Here is a 24,560-nt window from a genome sequence, read left to right as displayed (position 1 = left end):
CAGATGATGTTGCTTCAGCCGGCTACGTTGGCTCAGCAGACTTCGAAGAGACCTGCAGCGCCCTGACCTCCGCCGATGCACATCGTGACGACGACATACTTGACTCCCCGACGACGACCTTCAATGAGCGCGTGACCGACAAGACGGGCACCGGTCATACCGTACGGGTGACCGACAGAGATACCGCCACCGTCGACGTTGTACTTCTCAGGATCAATCCCCAGACGTTCACGGCAGTAAAGTGCCTGCACCGCGAAGGCTTCGTTGAGTTCCCACAGTCCGATGTCATCAATCGAGAGCCCCTGCGCCTTGAGCAGCTTGGGAATAGCGAAGACGGGCCCGATCCCCATTTCGTCGGGATCACAGCCGGCCACTGCCATACCTCGGTAGATGCCCAGCGGCTCCAAACCTCGGCGGCTCGCCTCATCACTCGACATCAGCACCGATGCAGAAGCACCGTCGGACAGCTGCGAGGCATTGCCCGCAGTGATGCTCGGAACCTTCGACGCATCGCCGGGCTTGAGCACAGGGTTCAACCCCGCCAGGCTCTCCAACGTCGTTGAGGGGCGGTTGCCCTCGTCACGCTCGAGGGTCACCTGCTGAGTCGAGGTTTCCTTCGTCTCTTTGTCGACGACGATCTTCGTCGTCGGCAGCGACACGATCTCATCGTCGAAGCGGCCGGCCTCCTGAGCGGCTGCGGTCCTCTGCTGCGAGGACAGCGAATATTCGTCCTGCGCTTCACGACTGATGCCATACCGCTCAGCGACCACCTCGGCGGTGGCGAGCATCGGGTAGTAGATTCCGGGAACATGCTCGACCAGCCATGGGTCCTGCGCCCGGTACATGTTCATCTTGTCGTTCTGCACCAGCGATACCGACTCAACGCCGCCGCCGACTGCGATTTCCTGACCGTCAAAGAGGATCTGCTTCGCTGCGGTCGCGATTCCCATCAGCCCCGAGGAGCACTGACGATCGATCGTCATACCGGGGACAGTTGTGGGGAGACCTGCTCGCAGTGCCGCCTGCCGAGCGACGTTGGTGGACTGGCTGCCCTGCTGGAGTGCGGCACCGAAGACGACGTCTTCGACCTCGCCTCCTTCCAGCCCCGCGCGTGAGACTGCGTGGGAAATGGCATGGCCCGCCAATTCCTGGGCCTGAGTGTTGTTGAACGCCCCTTTGTACGCCTTTCCGATCGGAGTTCTGGCGGTGGAGACGATGACTGCTTCGCGCATGGCGAGCCTTTCTTCAGTGAGGTGCGTCGGACCTGAGTTCGCCGCGATGGTGGTGGGACCAGATTTCGCTCCGGGTCAGTCCTTCGGGCCTCCGGCCACATAGATGACCTGTCCGGAAACGAAGCCGGCACCCTCGGAGGCGAGGAATGATGCTGTGTGAGCAATGTCTTCGGGCTTGCCTGTGCGCGCCACAGGAATCTGTCCGACTCCTGCTGCGATGAAGTCCTCATAGTTCACGCCCATGCGCTCTGCGGTGGCTTTGGTCATGTCAGTTTCGATGAGACCGGGGGCAATCGCATTGGCGGTGACTCCGAACTTGCCGAGCTCAATCGACCACGTCTTAGTCATCCCCTGGATCCCTGCTTTGGCTGCAGAGTAGTTCGTCTGACCGCGGTTGCCCAGTGCGGATGTCGACGACATCGACACGATGCGCCCGAATTTCGCTTCGACCATGTATGACTGGACGGCCTTGGTCATCAGGAACGCCCCGCCGAGGTGAACGGAGAGGACCTTCTGGAATTCCTCGTGGGTCATCTTGAAGAGCAGATTATCCCGAAGAATGCCGGCGTTGTTGACGAGAACGGTTGGTGCACCGAGAGTCTCTGCAACAGTCTTCACAGCGGATTCGACGGAGGCTTCGTCAGAGACATCGGTATCTACTCCCAGCCCCTTCATACCTGCGGATTCGACAGCCTTGACCGAGTCTTCAGTAGGGCCCATGTCGAGGATCGCGACGTTCATTCCGTCCGATGCCAGGCGCTGGGCGATAGCGGCTCCGATGCCGCGGCCGCCGCCAGTGACGATTGCTGTCCGAGTCATGACGATTTTCCTCCGAAATGATGGTTCGTGGTTAGCTTGCGGCGAGAGTGACCTGGATCTCCCTCTCGCAGCTTCCACAATAGACCACAAAAGTTACTGAACGATTGTTTGCTCAAAAATAGAGGGATCTCGGCTCGCGCTCGGCCTCCGCCCTGCTACGGCTCTGCTTCCTACCGCCTTCCGTTCGCTCCCTGACCGACCTGCGTCCGGCGACTGACCTGCGTCCGGCGACCGTCCGAGCTCCGGCGACTCCGACAAAGACCACTGCAGAAGCACCCGCGCAAGCGGACCAGATTGCAGCGCGGTAACGCCGAGAGCAGAATCAGAGATTTCTATAAAGCGATTGACATCACATTTGATGATGTATAGGTTCCATTCTAAGCCTCAATCGAATAATCGTTCAGATAGGCTCCGGGCTTCCGTTCAGGCATCCCGACAATTTTGAGGAGCACTGTCGCTCCGTCTCACTTTTCAAAGGAGAAAAGATGACCTCAATCCCGAGAAGGGCGAGCCGTCCTGTGCTTGCTGCGGCCGTCATCGGCACATTTGCACTGGCACTCGGCGCGTGCGGTGGGGGCGGTGGAAGCGGCGACTCCGGCGGTGATGAGTCGGTCGTCATCGGCTATACAGGCCCCCTGAGCGGCGGCGGCGCTGCCTACGGAGAGAACGTTCAGACGGGCCTTCAGATGGCTGTCGACGATCTCAACAAGGACGGGCTCGAAGTCGATGGGAAGAAGGTCACCATCGAGCTCAAGTCACTCGACGACAAGTATGCGCCGTCCACAGCGGCCAGCAACGCACAGCGACTGGCAGATCAGGACAAAGCCCCAGTCGTCGTCTCCCCCAATGCCGGCGCAATCAAAGCGATCCAGCAGATCAACGATGGGCGATCGAAGTTCATGATCTCCGCGTACACCTCGGATCCTGCAATCGTGCAGTCCGACAATCCGCTGACGATGATGATTCCGCCGAACTTCGAGTCGTATGCCAAGCCGTTCACCGAACAGGGAATGAAGCACGGCGGGAAGAAGCTGGCTTTCCTCGGCACCCAGAGCGAATACGGTCAGCAGTGGACGAAGGCGATCACGGACGAGTGGAAGAAGGCGAACGGCAAGATCGGGGCTGACAACAGCATTGACTACGCCACCGTGTCTGACTTCGCAGGCCCAGTCTCGAAGGCCCTGTCCGAAAAACCGGACAGCATCTTCGTCGGTGGTCCCTCGCAGCCGACCGCGCTGATCATGGAAGAGGCGAAGAAGCAGGGCTTCAAGGGCAGCTTCCTCGTGATGGACCAGGCGAAGCTCGACGAGATGGCAACCGTGACTAAGCTCAAGAACCTGACGAACTCCGTCGGGGTGCTTCCCGTCAAAGAATACAAGGATCCGGGTACAAAAGACTTCCTGAAGCATTTCGCGGAAGTTGCCGGTGACAAGAAGGTGGCGACCAGTGAGACTGCGCTGAACTATCAGAGCATCGCCATCATCGCCAAGGCTATGGAAGTCGCAGGCACAACCAGCGATCCGGAAAAGATCCGGGCTGCAGTGCCCGACGCCCTCAGCAAGGTCGATGACAAGTACAAGGTCAACGGCTTCCCAACCGAAATCTCGGATCAGGGCCATCTGGTCAACCCCGACCTGGATATCACTTATCTGAACAAGGACGAGAAGTACATGAAGGTTCCCGTCGACCAGGTATCCGACACCAAGTAGTCACCACCGTCTAGTCACCATTGTCGGCGATTCCCGCAGCGGGGTATGAGCTTCATACCCCGCTGTGGCGCCGTCTGACGTCCTGTGAGGATTCGCTTCATGACCCTTTTCATCCAACAGCTCTTCAACGGCGTTGCGCTCGGCGGTGTGTACTGCCTTGCCGCGATCGGTCTCACCTTAGTCTTCGGCGTCCTGCGCATACCCAACCTCGCGCACGGTTCGCTGTACATGCTCGGCGCCTATGTCACGTACTTCTTTCTGACCACGGTAGGTGTGCCCTATGTGGCCGCCATCGGCATTGCAGCACTCGTCCTGTTCGTCCTCGGCGTGCTGCTCGAACGCTTGGTCTTCCACCCTCTGCGCAACTCTCCGCACACCCATCACATGATTGCGGCCATCGGCGCCATGTTCTTCTTCCAGGCCGTAGCACAGGCGATCTGGGGCGCCGACTTTCGACGAATGGAGACACCGCTCTCCGGAAGCCTGCATATTCTGGGCGCCGAGATCTCCGCACAGCGCATCGTGATCATCGTGACTGCGATCGTCGTGCTCTCTCTGCTGACTTGGTTCATCAAACGCTCCATCCATGGTCAGACGATTGAAGCCATCGAGCAGGACAGAACCGGCGCGGCTCTGGTCGGAATCAACCCCGCCATGGTCTCAATGCTGACATTGGGTCTGTCCGCGCTTCTGGTCACCATCGCGGCCGGCCTCGTGTCTCCCATCAACCTCCTCTCCCCCACGATGGGTGACTCGCTCAACCTCAAGGTGTTCGCGATCATCATCCTCGGCGGGCTCGGATCATTGCCAGGTGCCATCGTCGGCAGCTTCGCTCTTGCGATAGCGGAGACGATGACCTCGACGTACATCTCTTCGGCTGTCGGCGAAGCAGTGGCCTTCGTCGTTCTGGTGGGGGTGCTTGCGATCAAACCCACGGGCCTGTTCGCAAAGGCGGTGCAGCGATGAATGCGCTGAAGAATCCCCGCATCCTCGGAACCCTAGCCGTGCTTCTCATCATCGCCCTGACTCCGGTGGCTTTCGGCGATGAGAATTACATCATGCGCGTGATCACCATCGGCCTGTGTTCGGCGATCGCCGTCTACGGAATGAACATCATCCTCGGCTTCACGGGACAGCTGTCGCTGGCCCAGGGCGGCTTCTTCGGTATCGGTGCATATGCAGTCGGTTTGCTGACAACCGATTTCGATTGGCCGTTCTGGCAGGCCTTCGTCGTCGGCGTGGTCGGCACCTCTGCCATCGGGTACCTATCCGGTCTGATCGCCCTGCGAACGAAAGACGAGTACTTCGCCATCTTCACGATGGCCATCGGCTTCATCATCTACCTGACCATCAGTCGCTGGGAGTCGGTGACGCACGCCCATTCCGGCGTCAACAATGTGAAATTCCCCGAGGCTGGGGACATCGTAGATTTCAGCAATCCGACGGCGATGTTCTATCTCGTCTTCATCATCCTGCTGGCAAGTGTCTACATCACCTACGCGATCCGTCGCTCGAGTGTGGGGCGCACGCTGCTGACGATCCGAACCAGCGAAGACCTTGCCGATGCGATCGGCGTCAATGTGGGGCTGAGCAAACAACTCGCCTTCGCCGCATCGGCCTTCTTCGGCGGCATCGGCGGTGGCCTCTACGCCTCCGTCGTCGGCTTCATCGGCCCGGACGCTGCAACCGTAGACAAGACCTTCGAGTTCCTGATGTTCATCCTGGTCGGAGGAATGGGCACCGTCGCTGGACCGCTCGTGGGCACCATGATCGTGACCTTCCTGTTCGAACTCTTCCAAGACTTCCAGGCTTACCGGTTCATCGTGCTCGGCCCCATCATCATCGCTCTTGTGATCTTCGCGCCCCGTGGAATCGTGGGGTATCTGGGAGGGTTCATCGACAAGCGAGCGCGAAAGCGACGAATCGGATCTGCCCGCAAGGATGGTTCTGCTGGAGCGAACGACTCTGACCAGGCAAACGGATCCACTCCTGCTAGGGGTTCGACCGGCACCGACGCTGCTGGTCGCCGGGGAACTGCTGCAGACACCATCACCACGACCGAGGAGGAGAAGAAGTGACGCTGCTCGAAATCAGAGGCCTCGGAAAACGCTTCGGCGGACTCGATGCCGTGAAGAACGTCGATCTTGATGTGCAGGAAGGACAGATCACTGCCGTGATCGGCCCGAATGGGGCCGGCAAGTCAACGCTGTTCAACCTCATCCACGGGTTCTACCGCCCCACCGCTGGGAGCGTATCCTTCAACGGTCGCGATATCACCCACTCGTCACCGCACAACTCGGTCAGCGGAGGAATCGCACGAACATTCCAGACGACGCACCTCTTCGACGACTCCACACTGTTGGAAAACGTCCTAGCTGGTCGCATCGTCCGTTCCAAGTCCAATGTCTTCGACGCGATCTTCCATACTCCGCGACATCGCCGCGAATCCGCACTCAACCATGACAAAGCTCTCGAGGCACTCGAATTCTGCGGTGTTTCCGAATTCCGCCACGATCTGGCGTCTAATGTCCCGCAGGAAGTGCAGAAGCGCACAGCTGTCGCCATGGCCTTGGCAACCGAGCCCGAACTGATACTCCTCGATGAACCGGCTGGAGGCATCCCCGAGGAGGAGACGACGGACTTCGGCAATCTCATTCGCTCCCTGCCCGGTCGCGGGGTGTCGGTGCTGCTGGTCGAACACAAGATGTCGATGATTATGGGGCTTGCGGACACGATCCTCGTTCTCGATCACGGTCAGAAGCTGGCGATCGGCTCCCCCTCGGAGATCCAGAGCAATCCGGACGTGATTCGCGCCTACTTGGGATCGACCCAGAATGAGGAGAACTGATGCTCTCGCTGGAGAACATGAGCGTCGGGTATGACGCAACCAACGTGCTGCACGGGGTGAGCATCACTGCCCAGCCCGGTGAGTTGACGGTGATCTTGGGTGCCAACGGTTCGGGAAAGACCACCTTGTTCAAGACCATCAGCGGACTTCTGCGCACTCGTTCGGGAACGATCGAATACAACGGGCAGACGATCCAACGAACGCGCCCGAACACCATCGTCAAACGCGGCATCGCACATTGTCCCGAGGGGCGACACCTGTTCGGGAAGATGTCGGTGGAGAAGAACCTCCGGTTAGGCACGTACCCGCACAGGGACCGCACCCGCACCGAGGAGATCCTGAGCGAAGTACTCGAGCTGTTTCCTATCCTGAAGGAGAAGTCAGCCCAACCGGCAGGATCCCTGTCCGGTGGACAACAGCAGATGGTGGCGATCGGTCGTGCGCTGATGTCAGACCCCAGTCTGCTGATCTTGGACGAACCGTCCATGGGACTGGCTCCCCTGGTTGTCGAGCAGGTGCTCGAGTCGATCGCACAGATCAACAGGAACGGAATCGGCGTGCTGCTCAGTGAGCAGAATGCGAAGGCGTCACTGGCGATCGCTCACCGTGGATATGTGCTGGCAGAAGGACGGGTCGTGCTTGCCGATGATGCCGAGAAGCTGCTCGACAATCCGCAAGTGCAGGCGGCCTACCTGGGGTTGTGAGCGCGGCGTGCGCGAACAGCCCGCGTCCGCAAACAGCCCGCACACGGCTCCCTACGCAATCAGCTCGCTGGCGACTTCGACCTGTGATGCTCCGCGAACGTGACGGAGCAACACAGGTCGAATCGCCGCTGGCTTAGGTTGAAGGAACGCTGCGGCTCAGTTCGGGGCAGCACAGGTCGAACCGAACGCCGGCTTGGGTTGAAGGAACGCTGCGGCTCATTCGAACCGTGAGACGTCTCCCGCCCCGACTCGTGCCACGACTGGTTCCCGTCCGGTGAAGTCGATGACGGAGGTCGGGACGTTTCCCGGAACTCCGGATTCGATGACGACATCCAGTTCGTGGCCGATCTGATCGACGACGTCGTCTGCCTGGGTCAGCGGGTCCTCGGCGCCGGGAAGCAGCAGGGTCGATGACAGGATGGGTTCGCCCATTGCTTCGACGAGAGCCAGAGCTGTCACATTCTGCGGAATGCGTGCGCCAACCGAGAGTTTCTTGGCGTGCATCATGCGACGTGGAACTTCCTTCGTCGCCTTCATGATGAACGTGTAGGGTCCCGGAGTCATTGACTTGATGACCCTGAAGTCCGAGTTGTCGACGATGACGAACTGCCCCAACTGTGCGAAGTCTCGGCACATCAGTGTGAAGTGATGCTTCGCGTCCAGTTGTCTGATTCGGGTGATCCGTTCGATTCCGGACTTATTGTCCAAAGCGCAGCCCAATGCGTAGCCCGAGTCTGTGGGGTAGGCGATGAGTCCGCCGTTCCACAGAATCTCCACGGCCTTGTCGATCATTCGGTTCTGTGGGTTCTCAGGATGAATATTCAGTAAGGTCGCCATACCTCATGCTAACCACTCACAGCATACGAGGCGAGAGTCATGACGTAATCGATCGAACAATTCTTCGTCCCTGTATCTGGTCCCTGTACCTGAGACCTAGAACAGTCGGAGGCACGGTAGCGTCTGCCGGCGACTTCGCCTGCCGACACTTCGAGTCAGCTCGTGGGCTTGGACGTGTCCTGCTCGCCTTCGACCGGGGTCGTCGTCGAGGCTTCATCCTCAGCCGCCGAACCTTCACCCGCCGAGTCCGCCGAACCCTCCGAATCAGACTTCTCCAAAGGCGATCCAAGGGTGTCGCCCAATGTTTCGGACGCTGGTGACACCGGAGGGACCTTCGTCGATGTGTTCGCGGTTCCCGGGTCCGAAGCGAGCAGAATGTTCACCCATTTCGCCTTCGGATCCGCGTCGATGAGCAGCGCCTTCAACAGAAGTGTCGCAGGCAGTGCGAGGAGTGCACCGAGCCATCCGAGCACCCACACCCAGAACAGCAGCGACAGGAAAGACACCAGTGGGGTGACTCCGACCGACTCCCCCGTGAACTTCGGTTGGATGATCGATTGGATGACGAAGTTGAGCACGCTGTAGGCGATCACGACCCACAAGCCCGCCTGCCAGCCGCCATCGACGAGCGCGAGCAGTGCTGGAGGAATGAGGCCGATGACGAAACCGATGTTCGGAATGTAGTTCGTCAGGAACGCGAGCACACCCCACACCCAGATCAGCGGCACATCGATGATCGCCAAAGCGATGACGTCGAGAAGAGCAACGATGAGACCGAAGACCGTCGCCACGATCCAGTAACGTCGGACGCCGCGGGCGAAGCCGCCGAGTGAGGCCGAGAGCGAGGGCTTGGCGTCGAGGAGCATCAGCATACGTTTGTCGATGCCCATGGAATCCATGGCCACGAAGAACACCGCCATCACCACAGTGGTGAGCAGGCCCGCAACCATTGAGACGTTGGTCAACAGCGGGTAGACGGCGTCGATGAGGGATTTGACGTTGAATTGCTTGAACTGCGCTTCGAGCACCGAGGAGGTGACACCGATATCGGACAGGAACGCCAAGGCGCTCTGATAGGTGGCAACGAGCCGTTCCCCGTAGCTGGGGATGAGGATCACGAGTTCGGCGACAGACCACGCTGTGAGCCCGAAGAAGCCGAAGATCATCACCAGCACGATGAGGACCGAGATGGTGGCACCGATTGCACGCGGTACCTTCAGCCGGGTCAGGTACCTCTGCAGCGGGTAGACGACGATGTAGAAGTTGAGCGCCAGAAACACCGGAGCGACGATGTCCTGAAGTCCTCTGAAGAACATCAGGGCATATGCGAGACCGGCAATCGTCAGTGCGATGACGAGTACCCTGGCAGGCTGGCTCGCATGCCAGGGGCGCTGCTCCGAAGTCAGCGCCTGCGGCTGTTCGTGGGTCTGCCCCTCAACGCTCACTCAGCGCCCTTTCCGCTTCTCCCTGATGCGCATCGACACCTCGATGGGGGTTCCCTTGAACCCGAACGTCTCACGCAGACGCCTCACGATGAAACGACGATACCCCGGATCGAGGAAACCGGAGGTGAAGAGCACGAACTTCGGTGGACGAGACTGTGCCTGGGTCCCGAACAGGATCCTGGGCTGCTTGCCTCCACGCACGGGGTGGGGATTCGCGGCGACCAGTTCGCCGAGGAAGGCGTTGAGTCGACCTGTGGGGATGCGTGTGTCCCATCCCTCCAGTGCCGTCTCCATCGCGGGTACGAGCTTGTCGGCATGGCGACCCGTTTTAGCGGAGATGTTCACTCGCGGGGCCCAGGCCACGTGTGCCAGGTCCTTTTCGATCTCGCGTTCGAGGTAGTAGCGACGTTCGTCGTCAAGCAGATCCCATTTGTTGAACGCCAGCACCACGGCACGACCAGCCTCGGCGGCGGTTGTGACGATACGGACGTCCTGCTCACTCAGCGGTTCTTGAACCTCGAGGAGGACGAGAGCCAGCTCGGCGCGCTCCAACGCTGTCTGCGTACGCAGAGCCGCATAGAAATCAGCGCCACTGGCCTGATGTGCACGACGGCGGATGCCGGCTGTGTCGACGAAACGCCACTGCTTGTCACCCAGCTCGATGAGTTCGTCGACCGGGTCGCGGGTGGTGCCTGCGACATTGTCCACGAGCACACGGTCGGAGCCCATCAGCTGGTTGAGCAGGGAGGACTTTCCGACATTCGGGCGGCCCACCAAGGCAATTCGGCGTGGTCCGCCCTCTTCGACCCGGGTTTCGACGGCAGAGACCTCGGGCAGGATGTTGAGCACCTCGTCGAGGAGGTCAGCAACTCCGCGACCGTGCAGCCCGGACACCGTCCACGGCTGTCCCAGGCCCAGGCCCCAGAGCTCGGCGGCCATGAGCTCGCCGCGTTCGTCATCGACCTTGTTCGCGGCGAGGATGACGGGCTTCTTCTTCCTCCGCAGCATCTTCACGACCAGTTCATCGGTCGCGGTCGGTCCGGTCGTGGCATCCACGACGAGGACCACAGCGTCGGCCATATCGACCGCAATCTCAGACTGGATCGCGATGCGAGAGGCCATGCCCTTGGAATCCGAGTCCCATCCACCGGTGTCGACGAGGGTGAATTCCTTGGTGTTCCATTCCGCCCGGTAGCTCACCCGGTCACGGGTGACTCCGGGAACGTCTTCGACCACGGCTTCGCGGCGGCCGAGGATCCTGTTGACCAGGGTCGATTTGCCCACATTGGGTCGACCGACGACAGCTAGGACAGGGTCAGCACCCCGAGCTTCTTCTTCCTCGACGTCGAAGCCGTAGGCGTCGAGCAGTGCCCGGTCCTCGTCTTCGAGGTCATAGCTCTGGAGGCCGGCTTCGAGGGCTGTCGCCCTCTTCTCGGCTTCTTCGTCGCTGATGCTCTCGAGACGTTCGGCCAGATGCTCATCCGGGTTCTCGTGAAATTCTGATTCAGTCATTGTGAGTCCTTCACCAGCTGCAGCACCGTTTCGACCACCTGGTCGAAATCGATGTCGCTGGTATCGAGTGTGTAGACGCCTTCGGAGGCTTCCAGGAAACTCGTTGTCACTGAGTCCTTGGCGTCACGGCCGGTGACCTGGGATTGGGTGGCGGCGAGAGCCTCGGCGTCGGCGTTGCCATGGAGCTCCTTGGCTCGACGGGCCACGCGGACCTCGTCACGGGCGGTCATGAGGATGCGAACCTCGGCATCCGGCGCCACGACGGTCGTGATGTCACGGCCTTCGACGACGATGCCTTCGGGTGCGCCTGCGATGATGGTCCGCTGCATGTCGATGAGCTCTTCGCGGGCGTCGACGACGGCAGACACGGTCTGCACGTTCTCCGAGACCTCGGGGTCACGGATCTCCTCGCTGACGTCGATTCCGTCGACGGAGACGAAGAATTCGTCCGGATCGATGGAGATCTCCAGATCAACCCCGCGCACCTGTTCGAGGACGTCGACCGGGTCGGTCACGCCCCGGTTGAGGCACAGCCAAGCCATCGCGCGATACATGGCACCCGTATCGAGGTAGCTGTAGCCCAATCGGCGGGCCGTTTCCTTCGCGGTGCTCGACTTGCCGACCCCGCTTGGTCCGTCAATGGCGACGACGCTCATGCAATTCCCTCTTTCTCGATGGCGGATTCGGGAATCTGCCATCCCTTCGACAACAAACCGATTTCAAGTTCCTGTTGGGTGGCCGGCACCACGGAGACATCGACGATTCCGAGCTTCTGCCCCGGCGCGTGGTCCATCCGGAAGTCCTCGACGTTGATGTTCAGGTCACCGATGTCCTTGAACAGTGTGGCCAGGGTTCCCGGGGTGTCGGGAACCAGGATCGTAACTACAGCATATTTGGTCGGCGCCTGTCCGTGCTTACCCGGGATCCGCTCGTGCCCTTCGTTGCCCAACGCAATGGCCCTGGCCAACGCACCGGTCGATCCCGGACCCAGTTCCAAAGCCGTGATGACTTCGTCGAGCTCGGTCCGCAGATCCAGCAGTACGGAGCGGATCTCCTCGGAATTCCCGGCCAGGATCTGCGTCCACAGCCGTGGATCGGAAGCGGCGATCCGAGTCACGTCACGCAGCCCCTGCCCTGCCAGTGCGACCTCTTCCAGCGGCGCATGACGCAGCTGGGAGGCGACCAGTGAGGCGATGACCTGCGGCACGTGGGAAACCTTCGCGACCGCGGCATCGTGGATGCGTGGATCGAGGTGGATGACCGAGGAACCGGTGGCTTCCGCCATGGCCACGATCTCGCCGAGGCGGTCCTGTGGTGTGTCCTCATCCGAGCAGATCACCCATGGTCGGGCCGTGAATAGGTCCGACCGGGCGGCAATCGCTCCCGACTTCTCCCGACCGGCCATCGGGTGACACCCGATGTAGCGGTCGAGATCGCTGCGTTCGACAAGTTCGCGCACCGACTCGAGCAGGCTGGTCTTGACGCTTGCCACGTCTGTCACGGTGGCATTCGGGTAGGTCGCCAACGCTGTGGCGATGGTGTGGGCCGCAACGTCGGGTGGGGTGGCGATGACGACGATCTGCGGATCCTCGGCATCGGGGGCCTCGGAGGCGACCGTCCCTGCCCCCAGGTCGGCTGCCAGCTGCTGCGCCGTCGGTGAGGTGTCCTCGAGGCTGACCTGGTACTTCTGTGCACTCAGCGCCAGTCCCAGGCTTGCGCCCAGCAAACCGGTGCCGATGATGTGGATTCTCACAAGCCGACGGCCTCGAATAGCTCGCCGATCTCGTCCGAACGCAGGGGGCGGATCTTGCCCTGTCGCTGTTCGTCCAACGTGATGGGACCGAACTTGGTCCGCACCAGACGCTCGACGGGATTGCCGACCTCCTTGAGGAGTCGGCGCACAATCCGGTTACGCCCCGAGTGCAGGGTCAGTTCCACCACGGACTTGCCTGGCGTCGAGTCCACGAGCTTGAATGCGTCGACCTTGACGAAGCCGTCCTCGAGGTCGATGCCGGCCTTCAGGCGCGAGCTCACGTCCTTGGCCAGCTGTCCCCTGACCTGAGCAAGGTAGGTCTTCGGGATCTCGTAGCGCGGGTGAGCCAGTCGGTTGCTCAGCTCCCCGTCATTGGTCAGAAGGATGAGGCCCTCGGTCTCGGTGTCGAGTCGTCCGACGTGGAAGAGACGCTCGACGTGATTCTTCACGTAGTCGGCCAGGCAGGGTCGACCATCCGGATCGCTCATCGTGGAGACGACTCCGGCCGGTTTGTTCAACACGAGGTAGACCTTCTTGGTCTGTGTCGAAATTCTCACTGCGTCCACGTGCACGGCCTGGGTTTCGGTGTCGATTCGGGTGCCCAGTTCGGTCACGATGGAACCGTCCACTTCGACCCGTCCGTCGAGGATCAGCTGCTCACATGCACGACGTGAGCCCAGGCCCGCCTCGGCGAGGATCTTTTGAAGTCTCACACCCCCGCTGACATGGGCATCTGACTTATCGCCCGTGCCGGTCGGCACGTGTTTGCCCCCCTTGGATGAGGTGCTGGAACGCTGTTTTCGGGTCGGACGATTGTTGCGCCCGCCTGGCGCTCGGGGATCACGGTATGGACTCATAAACTCCATTCTCTCAAATCAATCGTCAACTCGTGACATCTCGTCGTCGAGATCGCCCATCTCATCTTCGACAGAGGCCAGAACTTCGGAGTTGTCAGCTCCCAATTCGGCGACATCTGAGTCCTCGGGAAGGTACGGAGCGATCTCCGGCAGGTCATCGATGCTGTTCATTCCCAGCGCATCGAGGAACTGGTGGGTGGTGGTGTAGAGCAGCGCCGAGGTGGTCGCCTCCTTCCCCGCTTCGACGATGAGTCCGCGCAGGAGCAGAGTCCGGATGACACCGTCGACGCTGACCCCGCGGATGGCTGCGATGCGCGGCCGCGATATCGGTTGCCGGTATGCGATGACGGCCAGGGTCTCGAGCGCGGCCTGGGACAGTTTCGCGCTCTGCCCCGAGGTCAGGAAGTCCTTGACGATCTCGTGATAGTCCCCGCGAGAGAAGATTCGAAACCCCCCGGCGACCAGTCGGATCTCGAATCCGCGCTGCCTGCCGCCGTCCCCACCGTCGTAGTCGGCCTTGAGTTCGGCGATGGCATCGGTGACGGTGTCCTCATCGAGTCCGAGGGCGCTGGCCAGCTCATTGGCCGAGACGGCGGAGTCACTGATCATGAGGACCGCTTCGATCCCGGCCAGGATTTCATCGTCGATCATGCAGGTCCCTCTTCCTCATCGTGCACGCTATCGGCCTCGTCGCCCAGCGCCTCAACATCGGCGTTCAATACCTCAGCCGCGCCGTCCGGCTCCTCGAGTTCGGCATCACCGTCCCACTCCCCCTCGGTGCGCAGATCCACGCCGTCATCGGTGGACTCGGTGCGCGAGATGAGCAGCGGGCCCAAGGGCTCCTCCTGGGCGAAGTCGCAGAGGCCGACCTTGAACAGTTCCAGCAGCGCCAGGAATCGGGCCACCACGACCAGCGTGTTGTCGGCGGTGTCAAGCAGTTTCTGGAAGTCGAGATCTCCGGCACGCAGCAGGCTGAGGATGTGGCCGCGCTGTTCGGAGACGCTGACGAGGGGCAGGTGGATGTGGTCGACCGCGACGCTCGGGGGCGTGTGGTCACGTTGGAGCACGGTCGCGTAGAGTCCGGCCAGCTCACCTGGGCCGATGTGGATCTCAAGGGGTGGCAGAACGTCCTGGAACTCCGGTTCGAGTCCGACGCTGCGCGGGGCCCTGATCGATCCGGCGGCCATAGCCTCGGCGAAGAATCTGCTCACGGACTTGTAGGCTCGGTACTGCAGGAGTCGGGCGAAGAGAAGGTCGCGGGCTTCGAGCAGTTCGAGGTCGAGTTCCTCTTCGCCGTCCTCATTGGGCAGCAGACGTGCCGTCTTGAGGTCCAGCAGGGTGGCGGCGACCAGGAGGAACTGGGAGATCTCGGCGAGGCTTGAACCGACCTTGGCACCGGCTCGTTCGCTCAGGCCGGTCGTGTAGGCGATGAACTCATCGGTCACCTCGGCGAGGGCGATCTCCGTGACGTCGAGACGACGTTTGGAGATCAGGCCGAGGAGCAGGTCGAAGGGACCGGAGAAGTTCTCCAGCTCAACCTGGAACCCTTCACTGACGGTCTCGCTCAGGGCGCGCCTCCGCGGGCGATGAGCTCCCTGGCCAGGCGGCGGTAGGCTTCCGAGCCAGCGTGCTTGGGGGCGAAACTCGTGATCGGTTCGGCAGCGACCGAGGCGTCCGGGAATTTCACGGTGCGGTTGATGACCGTGTCGAAGACCTTGTCGTCGAAGGCCTCCGTCACACGCGACATGACCTCTTTGGAGTGGAGCGTGCGCGAGTCGAACATCGTGGCCAGGATCCCGTCGACGACGAGGGAGGGATTGAGCCGGTCCTGGATCTTCTCGATGGTCTCCACCAGCAGTGCGACACCGCGGAGGGCGAAGAACTCGGTTTCGAGCGGAATGATGACACCGTGTGCCGCGGTCAGAGCGTTGACGGTGAGCAGGCCGAGCGAGGGCTGGCAGTCGATGAGGATGACGTCGTATTCGTCGGCGACCTTGGACAGCACGCGGGACAGGATCTGCTCACGGGCAACCTCGCCCACGAGCTGGACTTCGGCAGCGGAGAGGTCGATGTTGGCCGGGAGGATGTCGATGTTCTCGAAGTCGGTGCCGACGATGACCTCGTGTGGATCCATCCGCGAATTCATCAGCAGGTTGTAGATGCTGATTTCGAGATCGTAGGGGTTGACGCCCAGACCGACGGACAAGGCGCCCTGCGGGTCGAAGTCCACGAGGAGCATCTTGCGTCCATAGGCGGCCAGCGAGGCGCCGAGGTTGATCGACGAGGTCGTTTTGCCGACCCCGCCCTTCTGGTTGACCATCGCGATGATGCGGGCAGGCCCATGAGTGTCCAGCGGTGCTGGTTCGTCGAAGTCCTGCTGCTCAGGTGCAGTGGATTTCGACTTGGGAATATCCAATGCCTGTTGCGTATTCATCACTCGGATGGCCACCTTTCGTTGCTCTCTGCTCCAACCCTACCGTGCCCGGGGGTGCGAGGTCGCGTACACTTCCCGCAATGTTTCCTCTGACACCTTCGTATAGATCTGCGTGGTCGTGACTGAGGCGTGGCCCAGCAGTTCTTGGACGACGCGAATATCGGCCCCGCCCTCCAGCAGGTGTGTCGCGAAGGAGTGACGGAACGTATGCGGAGACACCTCGGCCTCCAGGCCGGCGAGTTCCCCGGCGTCCTTGACGATCTGCCACGCGGTCTGGCGCGACAGGCGGGTCCCCCGCGCGTTGAGGAACAGGGCACCGGCCGGGGCCGATGTTCTGGCCTTTGCAGCCATGCTCGGTCGAGTCCGTGACACCCAGGCGCCCAGCGCTGTCGAGGCGTGGGAGCCGAAGGGCACGATCCGTTCCTTCCCGCCTTTGCCGTACAGGCGCACGAGGCTGGTCTCGAGATCCAGATCGTCCAGGTCGACGCCTACCGCCTCGGAGATCCGTGCGCCCGTCGCATAGAGCAGCTCCAGCAGTGCAGCCGCCCGAATCTGTGCGGGCTCTTCACCGCCTGTCGTGGCCAGCATCGCCTCGACATCGTCCAGAGACAGGGCTTTGGGCAGACGCAGCCCTTCCTGAGGCGGGCTGACCTCTGAGGCCGGGTCCGTGGATGCCAGTCCCTCGCCGAGGGCGAATCCGTGGAACCGGCGCACCGCGACGAGTGCCCGCGCACGGGTCCGTGGCGCCAGGTTCTCATCGTGCAGGTGGAGAGCGAAGGCCTCGACATGGCTCCGTTCGACCTCACCGAGGCGGCCGATCCCCTGCCCGTTCAGCCAGGTTCCGTACCTGGCGAGGTCACGGGCATAGGCGTCGATGGAGTTTCGTGACAGCCCACGCTCGAAGCGCAGCGAGTTCAGGTATCTTTCGAAGGCACGCGCCAGGGACTGCGGCAGTTCCGGGAGCAGTTCGGCACCGTGCCGGGCCATGGGTCAGCCCTCAGGCTCGCGGTCGGTCAGCGCCGCCGGCAGTGTCTGCCGTGTCTGCCTCGGCAGTGCCCGCAGCGACTGCTGCATCGGCACGGCCGTCGATGAGACGGCGCGGTGCATCGACGCTGCGGGTCCGGGTGGGTTCCCCGGCGGCTTCGGCACGCAGGATGCGGTCCACCTGCAGGACTGCCAGCTGTGCGATCGAGTTTGTGATCTCGCCCGCGCACACCGCGTCCATGGCCTCGTCGAGGCTGGCCCACCGGAATTTGAAGCCGGCTTCCTCTTCGCTGCGTTCGTGCCGGTCCTCGTCGGCGATGAGCTCGAAGTCCCTGGCCAGGTACAGGCGGATGGATTCGCTGCTGCCGCCAGGGGTCAGGCAGGAGTCGGTGAGGACTTCCCACCGTGCCGCACGGAGATCGGCTTCCTCAGCCAGCTCACGCTGGGCGGCATCGAAGGGATCCTCACCGGGCACATCAAGGAGACCCGCGGGGACCTCCCAAAGCCTGGCCCGGACGGGATGGCGGTACTGCTGGATGAGCAGGATCCGCTCCTGCTCATCCACGCACGCGATGGCCACAGCACCTGTGTGAGCCATCATGTCGCGAACCAACCCGGTTGCCTCAGGCAGATCGAAGGTCTCACGCCGAATGTTCCACACTGCCCCGTGGTAGACCACGTCGGATGCGGTGATATTCGGCGTATAGGCTTCGTCGCGCAGATCGCTCACGTGAGTCCTAACTACTTCTGAGCCTTCAGTGCCGCTGCCACGAGTCCGGCGAACAGCGGATGAGCATTGGTCGGACGTGACTTGAGCTCGGGGTGAGCCTGAGTCGCCACATAGTAGGGGTGCACGGACTCCGGCAGCTCTACGAACTCTACGAGCTCACAGCTGGGTGAGGTGCCCGAGAAGCGCAGACCGGCCTTGGCCAGATCGTCACGATAGGAGTTGTTGACCTCGTAGCGGTGACGGTGACGTTCGGAGATGAGCGTCGACTCATAGACTCCCGCGACGACACTTCCTTCGTCGAGTTTCGCCTCGTAGGTGCCCAAGCGCATGGTTCCGCCCAGATCGCCTTCGCCTTCGACTATGGAGAGCTGCTCGGCCATCGTCGCGATGACGGGGACCTGTGTGTCGGGGTCGAACTCTGACGATGAGGCGTCATCGATGCCGGCGACGTTCCGTGCATACTCGATGACCATGCACTGCAGACCCAGACACAGACCCAGGGTCGGGATGCCGGTCGTGCGAGCGTACTCGAGTGCGCCGAGTTTTCCGTCGATACCGCGGATGCCGAAGCCGCCGGGCACGCAGATCGCGTCGAGGCCGGACAGACGCTCACGGGCACCGGCCTCGCTGTCGCAGTCATCAGACTGGATCCACTCGACCTTGACCTTGGCGTTATTGGCGAAGCCTCCGGCTCGCAGCGCCTCGGTGACCGACAGGTACGCATCCGGCAGATCGATGTATTTGCCGACGATACCGATGCGCACATGGTGCTCGGGGTTGTGGACGCGTTCGAGAACCCAATCCCACTTCGTCCAGTCGACATCGCGGAAAGGAAGGTTGAGGCGACGGATCACGTAGACGTCGAGGCCTCCGTCGTGGAGGACCTTCGGGATGTCGTAGATGCTGGGAGCGTCGACGCAGGATACGACAGCGTCGGATTCCACGTCACACGAGGAAGCGATCTTCGTGCGGATCGAATCCGGCAGCTCCCGGTCGGAGCGCAGCACGATCGCGTCGGGCTGGATGCCGATCGAGCGCAGTGCCGCCACGGAGTGCTGGGTCGGCTTCGTCTTCAGCTCGCCCGAGGGCCCGAGGTAGGGAACCAGAGACACGTGGATGAAGAACACATTGTCGCGGCCGATGTCGTGACGCACCTGTCGTGCGGCTTCGAGGAACGGCTGGGATTCGATGTCACCGACGGTTCCGCCGATTTCGGTGATGATGACATCGGGACGCTCATCGATGGGACGTTCGGCCTGAGCCCGCATCCGCGACTTGATCTCGTCGGTGATGTGCGGGATGACCTGAACGGTGTCGCCGAGGTAGGCGCCGCGACGTTCCTTGGCGATGACCGAGGAGTAGACCTGTCCGGTCGTGACATTTGCCGCACCGTCCAGATTGACGTCGAGGAAGCGCTCGTAATGACCGATGTCGAGGTCGGTCTCAGCACCGTCTTCGGTGACGAAGACCTCGCCGTGCTGGAAGGGATTCATTGTTCCCGGATCCACATTGAGATAGGGATCCAGTTTCTGCATTGCTACTGAGAGTCCGCGCTGAGTGAGCAGGTGACCGAGGCTCGATGCCGTCAGTCCCTTGCCCAACGAAGAGGCAACGCCTCCCGTGACGAAGATGTGCTTTGCCGTATTTGTGCCGCCTGGGCCAGTTCGATTCACCACGGGATTTGATCCTATCAAAGTCCGGCTCACGAATCTGACGATTCGGCGACTTCGGCGTAGAGATCAAGCAGGGTCGCTGAGATCGCAGCCCCGTTGTTCACGTCAATGACGCGCTTCTTGGCGGCAACAGCCTGGGATCCGCGTCCGGCTGGATCATCGAGAAGATGATTGATCTCACTCAGAAGTGCATCCGTATCATCGGCGGCAACGGTCTTCGCCGCCGCACCCCAGATGCCGGCGCGTCGTGGGTTGCCGATGAAGACCGCTGGCTTCGACAGCTGCATCAGGTCTTCGTGGCTGAGCCCGGTCATGGTCTCACTGGCGATGACGACGTCCGCGGCGGCTGCCACGTCGACGAGGTCACCGGCCGGGGCGACGATGACGTGGCGGTCGGCGAAGGCGGACTCGATCGTGCTCCGGTCCTTGCCGGTGCCGGTGAGGACCGTGACGACTGGTCGGCCGGGTCGTTTCGTGTTGATCTGGTCGGTAGCGTCGAGGATCGTGGCCAGAGCAGTGTGGTCACGCAGGGCGATGGGGCTGGCGACCATCCAGGTGCCCTCTTCGACGCCCAGTTCCTTGCGCACCTGTGCACGCGGTGTCCTGACGGTGAGGTCGATGTCGATGTCCGGGTGGACGAGTTCGGCGCGTTCGACCACGGGAACCTTCCCCCCGAAATAGTCGACGACCGGTTCGGTGGTGCCCAGAATCGCGGTCGCGGTGCGGCCCACGATCTCGGCGCCGGTCTTCTCGATGACGCCGGCCGCATCGAAGGACTCGATCGTGGCGACGATCTTCGGGTGCAGTCGGGCGGGGAGGCCGGTGAAGGCCAGGCCGGCGAGCGTCGCGGCGTGCAGGCCGTGGGCGTGGACGATGTCCACGTGCTGGTAGTACTTGTGCAGAGTGAATGCGGTATTGGGATCTGCCAAGGTGAAGCGTCGTCGTGCTGCCAGCTCGATCTCGCGGAAGTTGTCCGCCAGATCCTCGGGAACTCCGAATGTGCCCAGCAGCGAACGGTGGGCGGCGACCGCAACCTTGAAGCCGGCGCGCAGATGCCCGAGCACTGCGAGTTTCGCGACTTCGACGACGGGACCCGTAGTTTCGGCGAGTACATGCAGAATTCTCGTGTCTGCGCTGAGTGGGTGGACCTCGCCGGATTCGCTCATTTCCTCATCCTTTTCATTAGATCGACGCTGCTTCTACCCTACCTGGGAGGGCATGAGTTCCGTGTATATGCCCACCAGTTCTTTGGCTACTTCCCTCTCATCGGGAAGTTGGGCTCCGCGGGCCCGAGCTCGCGCGGCCAGCTCGGCCCGGCGAGCGGGATCCGCAGCCAGTTCGCCGATGGCTGCGGCCAGGCCCATATCGTCATCGTCAGCGACGAGAATGCCCGCATCACCGACGAGCTCCGTCGTGCCACCGGTGCTGGTGGCGATGATGGCCTGTCCGCAGATCAGTGCCTCCTGCAGCACGAGGGCACGGGCTTCCCAGACACTGGTGAGGACGTAGAGATCCGCGGCCGCGTTGAGTTCGGCGATATCGTCTCTGGGGCCGAGGAAATGCAAGGCAGGTACCGCCGAGGTGGCCGCGAGGTTCTCGTACTGTCGGCGCACCTCGTCGAGGACGTTCTGGTCGGCCGCTCCCGCAATGAGGAACACAAGCTCGGGGGTCCTGGAGGTCTCCCCCGACGATTCGCCGAGGTGGCCCAACGCTCTGACAAGCAGCGGATAGTTCTTCTGCGGTGCGACACGCCCGACGGCGAGCACGAGGACGGCCTCGGGTCCGAAACCGAACTCCTCAGCCAGGCCTGCACGGGTGGCAGCGGCCGCGTCGGCGGGAATCTCGTGTACTTCTGGTGCGGCAGCGGGCAGGAACCGGGCGTCTCTGGCGCCGAGGTCCTGGGCACGGGCCACGAGGTCGGTGCTCGCTCCCAGTGTCAGGTCCGCACCCTTGGCCAGCAGCGTTTCGATGCCGGCTTCGACTCGTCCGCGTAGGCTCCGACCGCTGGCCCGATTGTGCAGGCTGATGATGAACTGCGGTCGCGCCCGCAGACTCCGTGTCGCCAGCAGGGCCACGAAGCCGGCACGGAAGCCGTGGGCGTGGACGATGTCGGCGTCGAAGCCGGCGATGAGTTCGCGCAGTCGGAGGATCAGAGCCGCGTCTCGGACACCGATGCCGGTGCCCATGTCGAGTGCGGCGAAGCGGACTCCAGGCAGTGAGGAGAAACCGAAATGCTCGTCGGTGGAGGCAGGCCCGATGACCCCGAGCTCGTGGCCGGCAGCGGCGACGTCCCGGGCCAGTGCTCGCACATGGGTGCCGACTCCCCCTGTCGATGTTCCGAGCACGTAGACGATTCTCATCTCTCATCCTCATTCTCTGGTGAAGTGCCGGGTTCACGCTCGGGTGCAGTGCCTTGATCGGGTGCTGCGCCAGACTCGGTCCCGGTCGAGGAGGTCGGTTGGGCGGCCCGTACGGCGGGGTCGGTCTGTTCTGCCAGGTCAGGACCACCTCGGCGATTGGAGAGCACCGTCCGCACCTCGGAGATGAAGCCCCTGTCGAAGGCGAGGATCGCGGCGAAGACCACGCAGCCGATGAGTGCGGAGACCACACCGTTGGCGACAGAGGACAGCGCATCGATGCCGAATGGCCCAGCCAGCCAATGGGAGACCACTGCACCGACTGCCGAGGCGAGGGCAGCAGCAACCAATGACAGAAGTCCTCGGCGCAATACTCTGTGGAGCCCGGTTGGACCCAGCACCCGCCTCATCGAGGGCAGCAGGAAGCCTCCGGCGACGCTCATGCCGATGGCATAGCCGACGCAGATTGCTACAAGAGTCAGTCCGTCATCGCCCTCGGCGTTGGTGACCAGGAACGCCAACAGCATTCCGACGATGACCAGCACCCAGCCAGTCGTCGTCGCCACCGCTGAATGACGCGAATGCTCCAGCGCGTAGAACACTCTGGTGCCCCAAGCGACGAAACACCAGCCAGGCACGGCGAGGGCCATGACCATGATCGCCAGACTCATTGAGTCGAAAGGCGCGTCTCCTTGTTCGCCTGCTTTATCGATCGCGGTGAAGAACGTCTGCAGGGGCCCTGCCGCACTGATGAGGATGACTGTGCCCAGCAGGCCGATGCTGATGATCAGTGCGGTCGTCGTCGAGGTCAGACGTCGCAGTCCGACTCCGGCCGCATCGCGATCCGTGGCGCTGGCATCGGGGTCCTTCGACCGACCGGCCCAGGACGACAGGGCGGGGAAGATCACCGTGGCGACTGTCACCGCAAGGACGCCGTAGGGCAGGAGATATACGGCGTTGATGTAGCTGAAGAGAACGAAAGTGCCCGTGCCGCCGGAATGGTTCGACACGAGAATGGTCACAAGCATCGCGGCCTGCTGTGCCAGCAGCGCCGCCATGCCTGCTCCGGCCAGCCGCAGTGCCCGACGAGCGACTCCGGGTGGGAAACTCCAGGTGGGTCTGATGCGCAATCCTGTGGTGCGCATCGGCAGCGCCAGGGGCAGTGCGAGAGCGGCGACGCCGATGGTCGTGCCCCAGCCCAACCAACCGATATGCGTCTGCCAGGAGCCATCGGTTCCACCGGCGTTGCTGTACGCAATATACGAGCCGATGACGACGAGGCTGGACAGTAACGGTGCGAAGGCCGGCCAAATGAACTTTCGATGCGCCTGAAGCACACCGGTGAGCACCGCCCCGATGCCGTAGAGAACGAGCTGTGGGGAGAACATGAGCAAGAAGACAGCAGTGGCCTCAAGTTGTGCAGGCCCGTCAACGTTGGTGCCGGTCAGCAACCTTGCAATCGGGTGTGCGAATACGGCAAGAATGATGCTCAGCGGCAGGGTCACGGAGACCGCCCAGGTCAGCAGCGCCGAGGCGATCCGTCCTGCTGTCTCTTTGTCCGCTCGCGCCAGCGGAATCGCGAGCAGAGGGATGACGGCCCCTGCCAGTGCACCACCTGCGACGACTTCGAAGAGGATGTTGGGGACCAGGTTCGCTGTCTGGTAGGCATTGCCGACCGACCCGGCGCCCACCGCGGGTGAGAACACCAGCCAGCGCAGGAACCCGACAAGTCGGGTGAACAGGGTGATGACCGAGACGAGCAGCGCCGCAGAGGCGAAGACCCGAACCAGCTTACTCACACGACCTCGCGACCGAAGGCGTCGATCTCCCGCAGTCCAGGGGTGGATTCGATGATCGAGGTGAAGGAGACCTTCTCACTCAGCAGGGTGAGACCCACCAGGCCGGAAAGAACTAGCGCACGCTGCGTGGGTGTCGAATTCTCGACCAGAATCGTACCCAGTACCGCACCGAGTGCGTTGGCACCGGTGTCGCCGAGCATCACCGATCCGTCGAGGTCATCGGGCCATGCCGCCGCGCTGCTGCCGGCGATGGCCGCCCCGGGTGCCCAGGTCAGACCGTGTTTGTGGGGCATGAAGGCCAGCGTCAGCAGGCCCGCTTTGAGGGCGCGGCCGGGCCGCAGATCGAGCAGATTGAACAGGTTCGCTGTCCCGGCGATGACTCCTCCGGTGACGACGACGTCGAGCGTCGAACCGAACCAGGTCTGGTCGGCGGATGCTCGGTTCGAGGAGAGCCACCCGTGGCGGCTTCTTCCGGTGCGCAGAATCGTCGCCGCGGCGATCGAGGCCGCGGGGATTCCGATGACCTTGATCCCGCCGGTCGTGAGCTGGCCATGCGCCAGGGCGCTGAGGTGGCCCCGCAGTCCTTTCGAGTCCCCCGATTCGAGGAAGTCATCGACCGCGCCCAGACCTCCTGCAACGGAGGTCACCAGGAGGGTGGCCGCGCGCTGTCGTGGGGCTTCGATGAGGAGGCTGCCTGCAACCAATCCAGCAGTCACAGCTGGTCCTTCGACGAGTGAGACGTCGTTGCCGGCGTGGTTCGTGCGCACGACCTTGTCGTGGGTGCGCAGACTCGAGGACAGGATTGCTTTGGTCGCCGTGTATCCGAGAAGGCCGGCGACGGCGGAGCTGACGAGTGAGCGGATCATC

23 protein-coding genes are annotated in these 24,560 nt (G+C 62.3%); 5 read left to right on the top strand and 18 right to left on the bottom strand.

Features of this window, described 5'->3' with window-relative positions:
* Positions 1 to 32 precede the first annotated feature (32 nt).
* Positions 33 to 1,232, bottom strand: a complete 1,200-nt coding sequence (locus tag BSP239C_RS18310) for an acetyl-CoA C-acyltransferase (protein WP_101574785.1) — start codon at positions 1,230 to 1,232, stop codon at positions 33 to 35.
* 75 nt (positions 1,233 to 1,307) lie between these two features.
* On the bottom strand, positions 1,308 to 2,051 hold the full coding sequence (locus tag BSP239C_RS18305; protein ID WP_101574784.1) for an SDR family oxidoreductase: 744 nt from the start codon (positions 2,049 to 2,051) through the stop codon (positions 1,308 to 1,310).
* 485 nt (positions 2,052 to 2,536) lie between these two features.
* On the opposite strand from BSP239C_RS18305, the gene BSP239C_RS18300 reads away from it, so the two are divergent.
* The 5 genes from BSP239C_RS18300 (at position 2,537) to BSP239C_RS18280 (ending at position 7,312) form a co-directional block, all read left to right on the top strand.
* Positions 2,537 to 3,760 carry an ABC transporter substrate-binding protein gene (locus BSP239C_RS18300; protein ID WP_101574783.1) on the top strand — a complete coding sequence of 408 codons (1,224 nt, stop codon included), beginning with the start codon at positions 2,537 to 2,539 and terminating at the stop codon, positions 3,758 to 3,760.
* Positions 3,761 to 3,859: 99 nt separating this feature from the next.
* Complete coding sequence (locus BSP239C_RS18295; protein WP_101574782.1) at positions 3,860 to 4,726, top strand: branched-chain amino acid ABC transporter permease; 867 nt, start codon at positions 3,860 to 3,862, stop codon at positions 4,724 to 4,726.
* Positions 4,723 to 5,838, top strand: a complete 1,116-nt coding sequence (locus tag BSP239C_RS18290; RefSeq protein WP_101574781.1) for a branched-chain amino acid ABC transporter permease — start codon at positions 4,723 to 4,725, stop codon at positions 5,836 to 5,838. The genes BSP239C_RS18295 and BSP239C_RS18290 overlap by 4 nt, the downstream gene beginning before the upstream one ends.
* Positions 5,835 to 6,608, top strand: coding sequence for an ABC transporter ATP-binding protein (locus tag BSP239C_RS18285; protein WP_101574780.1), 774 nt, complete (start codon positions 5,835 to 5,837; stop codon positions 6,606 to 6,608). The genes BSP239C_RS18290 and BSP239C_RS18285 overlap by 4 nt, the downstream gene beginning before the upstream one ends.
* A complete protein-coding gene (locus BSP239C_RS18280; RefSeq protein ID WP_101574779.1) occupies positions 6,608 to 7,312 on the top strand; it encodes an ABC transporter ATP-binding protein in 705 nt (234 codons plus the stop codon). The genes BSP239C_RS18285 and BSP239C_RS18280 overlap by 1 nt, the downstream gene beginning before the upstream one ends.
* 216 nt (positions 7,313 to 7,528) lie before the next feature.
* Here BSP239C_RS18280 and BSP239C_RS18275 read toward each other — a convergent pair whose 3' ends face one another.
* The 16 genes from BSP239C_RS18275 to BSP239C_RS18200 form a co-directional block, all read right to left on the bottom strand.
* Positions 7,529 to 8,149: an L-threonylcarbamoyladenylate synthase gene (locus BSP239C_RS18275; protein WP_101574778.1), complete on the bottom strand. Its 621-nt coding sequence runs from the start codon at positions 8,147 to 8,149 to the stop codon at positions 7,529 to 7,531.
* Positions 8,150 to 8,304: 155 nt separating this feature from the next.
* Positions 8,305 to 9,594 (bottom strand): AI-2E family transporter, encoded by a 1,290-nt coding sequence (locus tag BSP239C_RS18270; RefSeq protein WP_101574777.1) that lies wholly within the window; start codon positions 9,592 to 9,594, stop codon positions 8,305 to 8,307.
* Positions 9,595 to 11,106, bottom strand: coding sequence for a ribosome biogenesis GTPase Der (gene der, locus BSP239C_RS18265; RefSeq protein WP_101574776.1), 1,512 nt, complete (start codon positions 11,104 to 11,106; stop codon positions 9,595 to 9,597).
* Positions 11,103 to 11,762 (bottom strand): (d)CMP kinase, encoded by a 660-nt coding sequence (gene cmk / locus BSP239C_RS18260; RefSeq protein WP_101574775.1) that lies wholly within the window; start codon positions 11,760 to 11,762, stop codon positions 11,103 to 11,105. The genes der and cmk overlap by 4 nt, the downstream gene beginning before the upstream one ends.
* The gene (locus BSP239C_RS18255; protein ID WP_101574774.1) at positions 11,759 to 12,859 is read right to left on the bottom strand and encodes a prephenate dehydrogenase; all 1,101 of its coding nucleotides are present in this window, start codon (positions 12,857 to 12,859) and stop codon (positions 11,759 to 11,761) included. Before BSP239C_RS18255 ends, cmk begins: the two co-directional genes overlap by 4 nt.
* Positions 12,856 to 13,620 (bottom strand): pseudouridine synthase, encoded by a 765-nt coding sequence (locus tag BSP239C_RS18250; RefSeq protein WP_257930278.1) that lies wholly within the window; start codon positions 13,618 to 13,620, stop codon positions 12,856 to 12,858. Before BSP239C_RS18250 ends, BSP239C_RS18255 begins: the two co-directional genes overlap by 4 nt.
* 114 nt (positions 13,621 to 13,734) lie before the next feature.
* Positions 13,735 to 14,367: an SMC-Scp complex subunit ScpB gene (gene scpB / locus BSP239C_RS18245; RefSeq protein WP_101574773.1), complete on the bottom strand. Its 633-nt coding sequence runs from the start codon at positions 14,365 to 14,367 to the stop codon at positions 13,735 to 13,737.
* A complete protein-coding gene (locus BSP239C_RS18240; protein WP_257930280.1) occupies positions 14,364 to 15,221 on the bottom strand; it encodes a ScpA family protein in 858 nt (285 codons plus the stop codon). Before BSP239C_RS18240 ends, scpB begins: the two co-directional genes overlap by 4 nt.
* Before the next feature lie 59 nt (positions 15,222 to 15,280).
* Entirely contained in the window at positions 15,281 to 16,150 is an 870-nt protein-coding gene (locus BSP239C_RS18235; protein ID WP_101574772.1) for a ParA family protein, read from the bottom strand.
* Positions 16,151 to 16,189: 39 nt separating this feature from the next.
* Complete coding sequence (gene xerD, locus BSP239C_RS18230) at positions 16,190 to 17,137, bottom strand: site-specific tyrosine recombinase XerD (protein WP_101574771.1); 948 nt, start codon at positions 17,135 to 17,137, stop codon at positions 16,190 to 16,192.
* 10 nt (positions 17,138 to 17,147) lie between these two features.
* Positions 17,148 to 17,864: an NUDIX hydrolase gene (locus BSP239C_RS18225; protein ID WP_257930277.1), complete on the bottom strand. Its 717-nt coding sequence runs from the start codon at positions 17,862 to 17,864 to the stop codon at positions 17,148 to 17,150.
* Positions 17,865 to 17,875: 11 nt separating this feature from the next.
* A complete protein-coding gene (locus tag BSP239C_RS18220) occupies positions 17,876 to 19,558 on the bottom strand; it encodes a CTP synthase (protein WP_374701049.1) in 1,683 nt (560 codons plus the stop codon).
* Between the two features lie 8 nt (positions 19,559 to 19,566).
* On the bottom strand, positions 19,567 to 20,703 hold the full coding sequence (locus BSP239C_RS18215; RefSeq protein ID WP_101574769.1) for a glycosyltransferase: 1,137 nt from the start codon (positions 20,701 to 20,703) through the stop codon (positions 19,567 to 19,569).
* A 33-nt stretch (positions 20,704 to 20,736) separates the two neighbouring features.
* The gene (locus BSP239C_RS18210) at positions 20,737 to 21,897 is read right to left on the bottom strand and encodes a glycosyltransferase family 4 protein (RefSeq protein ID WP_101574768.1); all 1,161 of its coding nucleotides are present in this window, start codon (positions 21,895 to 21,897) and stop codon (positions 20,737 to 20,739) included.
* Positions 21,894 to 23,693 (bottom strand): murein biosynthesis integral membrane protein MurJ, encoded by a 1,800-nt coding sequence (murJ, locus tag BSP239C_RS18205; RefSeq protein WP_101574767.1) that lies wholly within the window; start codon positions 23,691 to 23,693, stop codon positions 21,894 to 21,896. The genes BSP239C_RS18210 and murJ overlap by 4 nt, the downstream gene beginning before the upstream one ends.
* The gene (locus BSP239C_RS18200; RefSeq protein ID WP_101574766.1) at positions 23,690 to 24,559 is read right to left on the bottom strand and encodes a hypothetical protein; all 870 of its coding nucleotides are present in this window, start codon (positions 24,557 to 24,559) and stop codon (positions 23,690 to 23,692) included. Before BSP239C_RS18200 ends, murJ begins: the two co-directional genes overlap by 4 nt.
* Position 24,560 lies beyond the last annotated feature (1 nt).

It is taken from the genome of Brevibacterium sp. 239c (genome assembly GCF_900169365.1).
In the GTDB taxonomy this organism is placed as follows: Bacteria; Actinomycetota; Actinomycetes; order Actinomycetales; family Brevibacteriaceae; genus Brevibacterium.
This window is presented reverse-complemented; position numbering and strand designations above follow the sequence as displayed.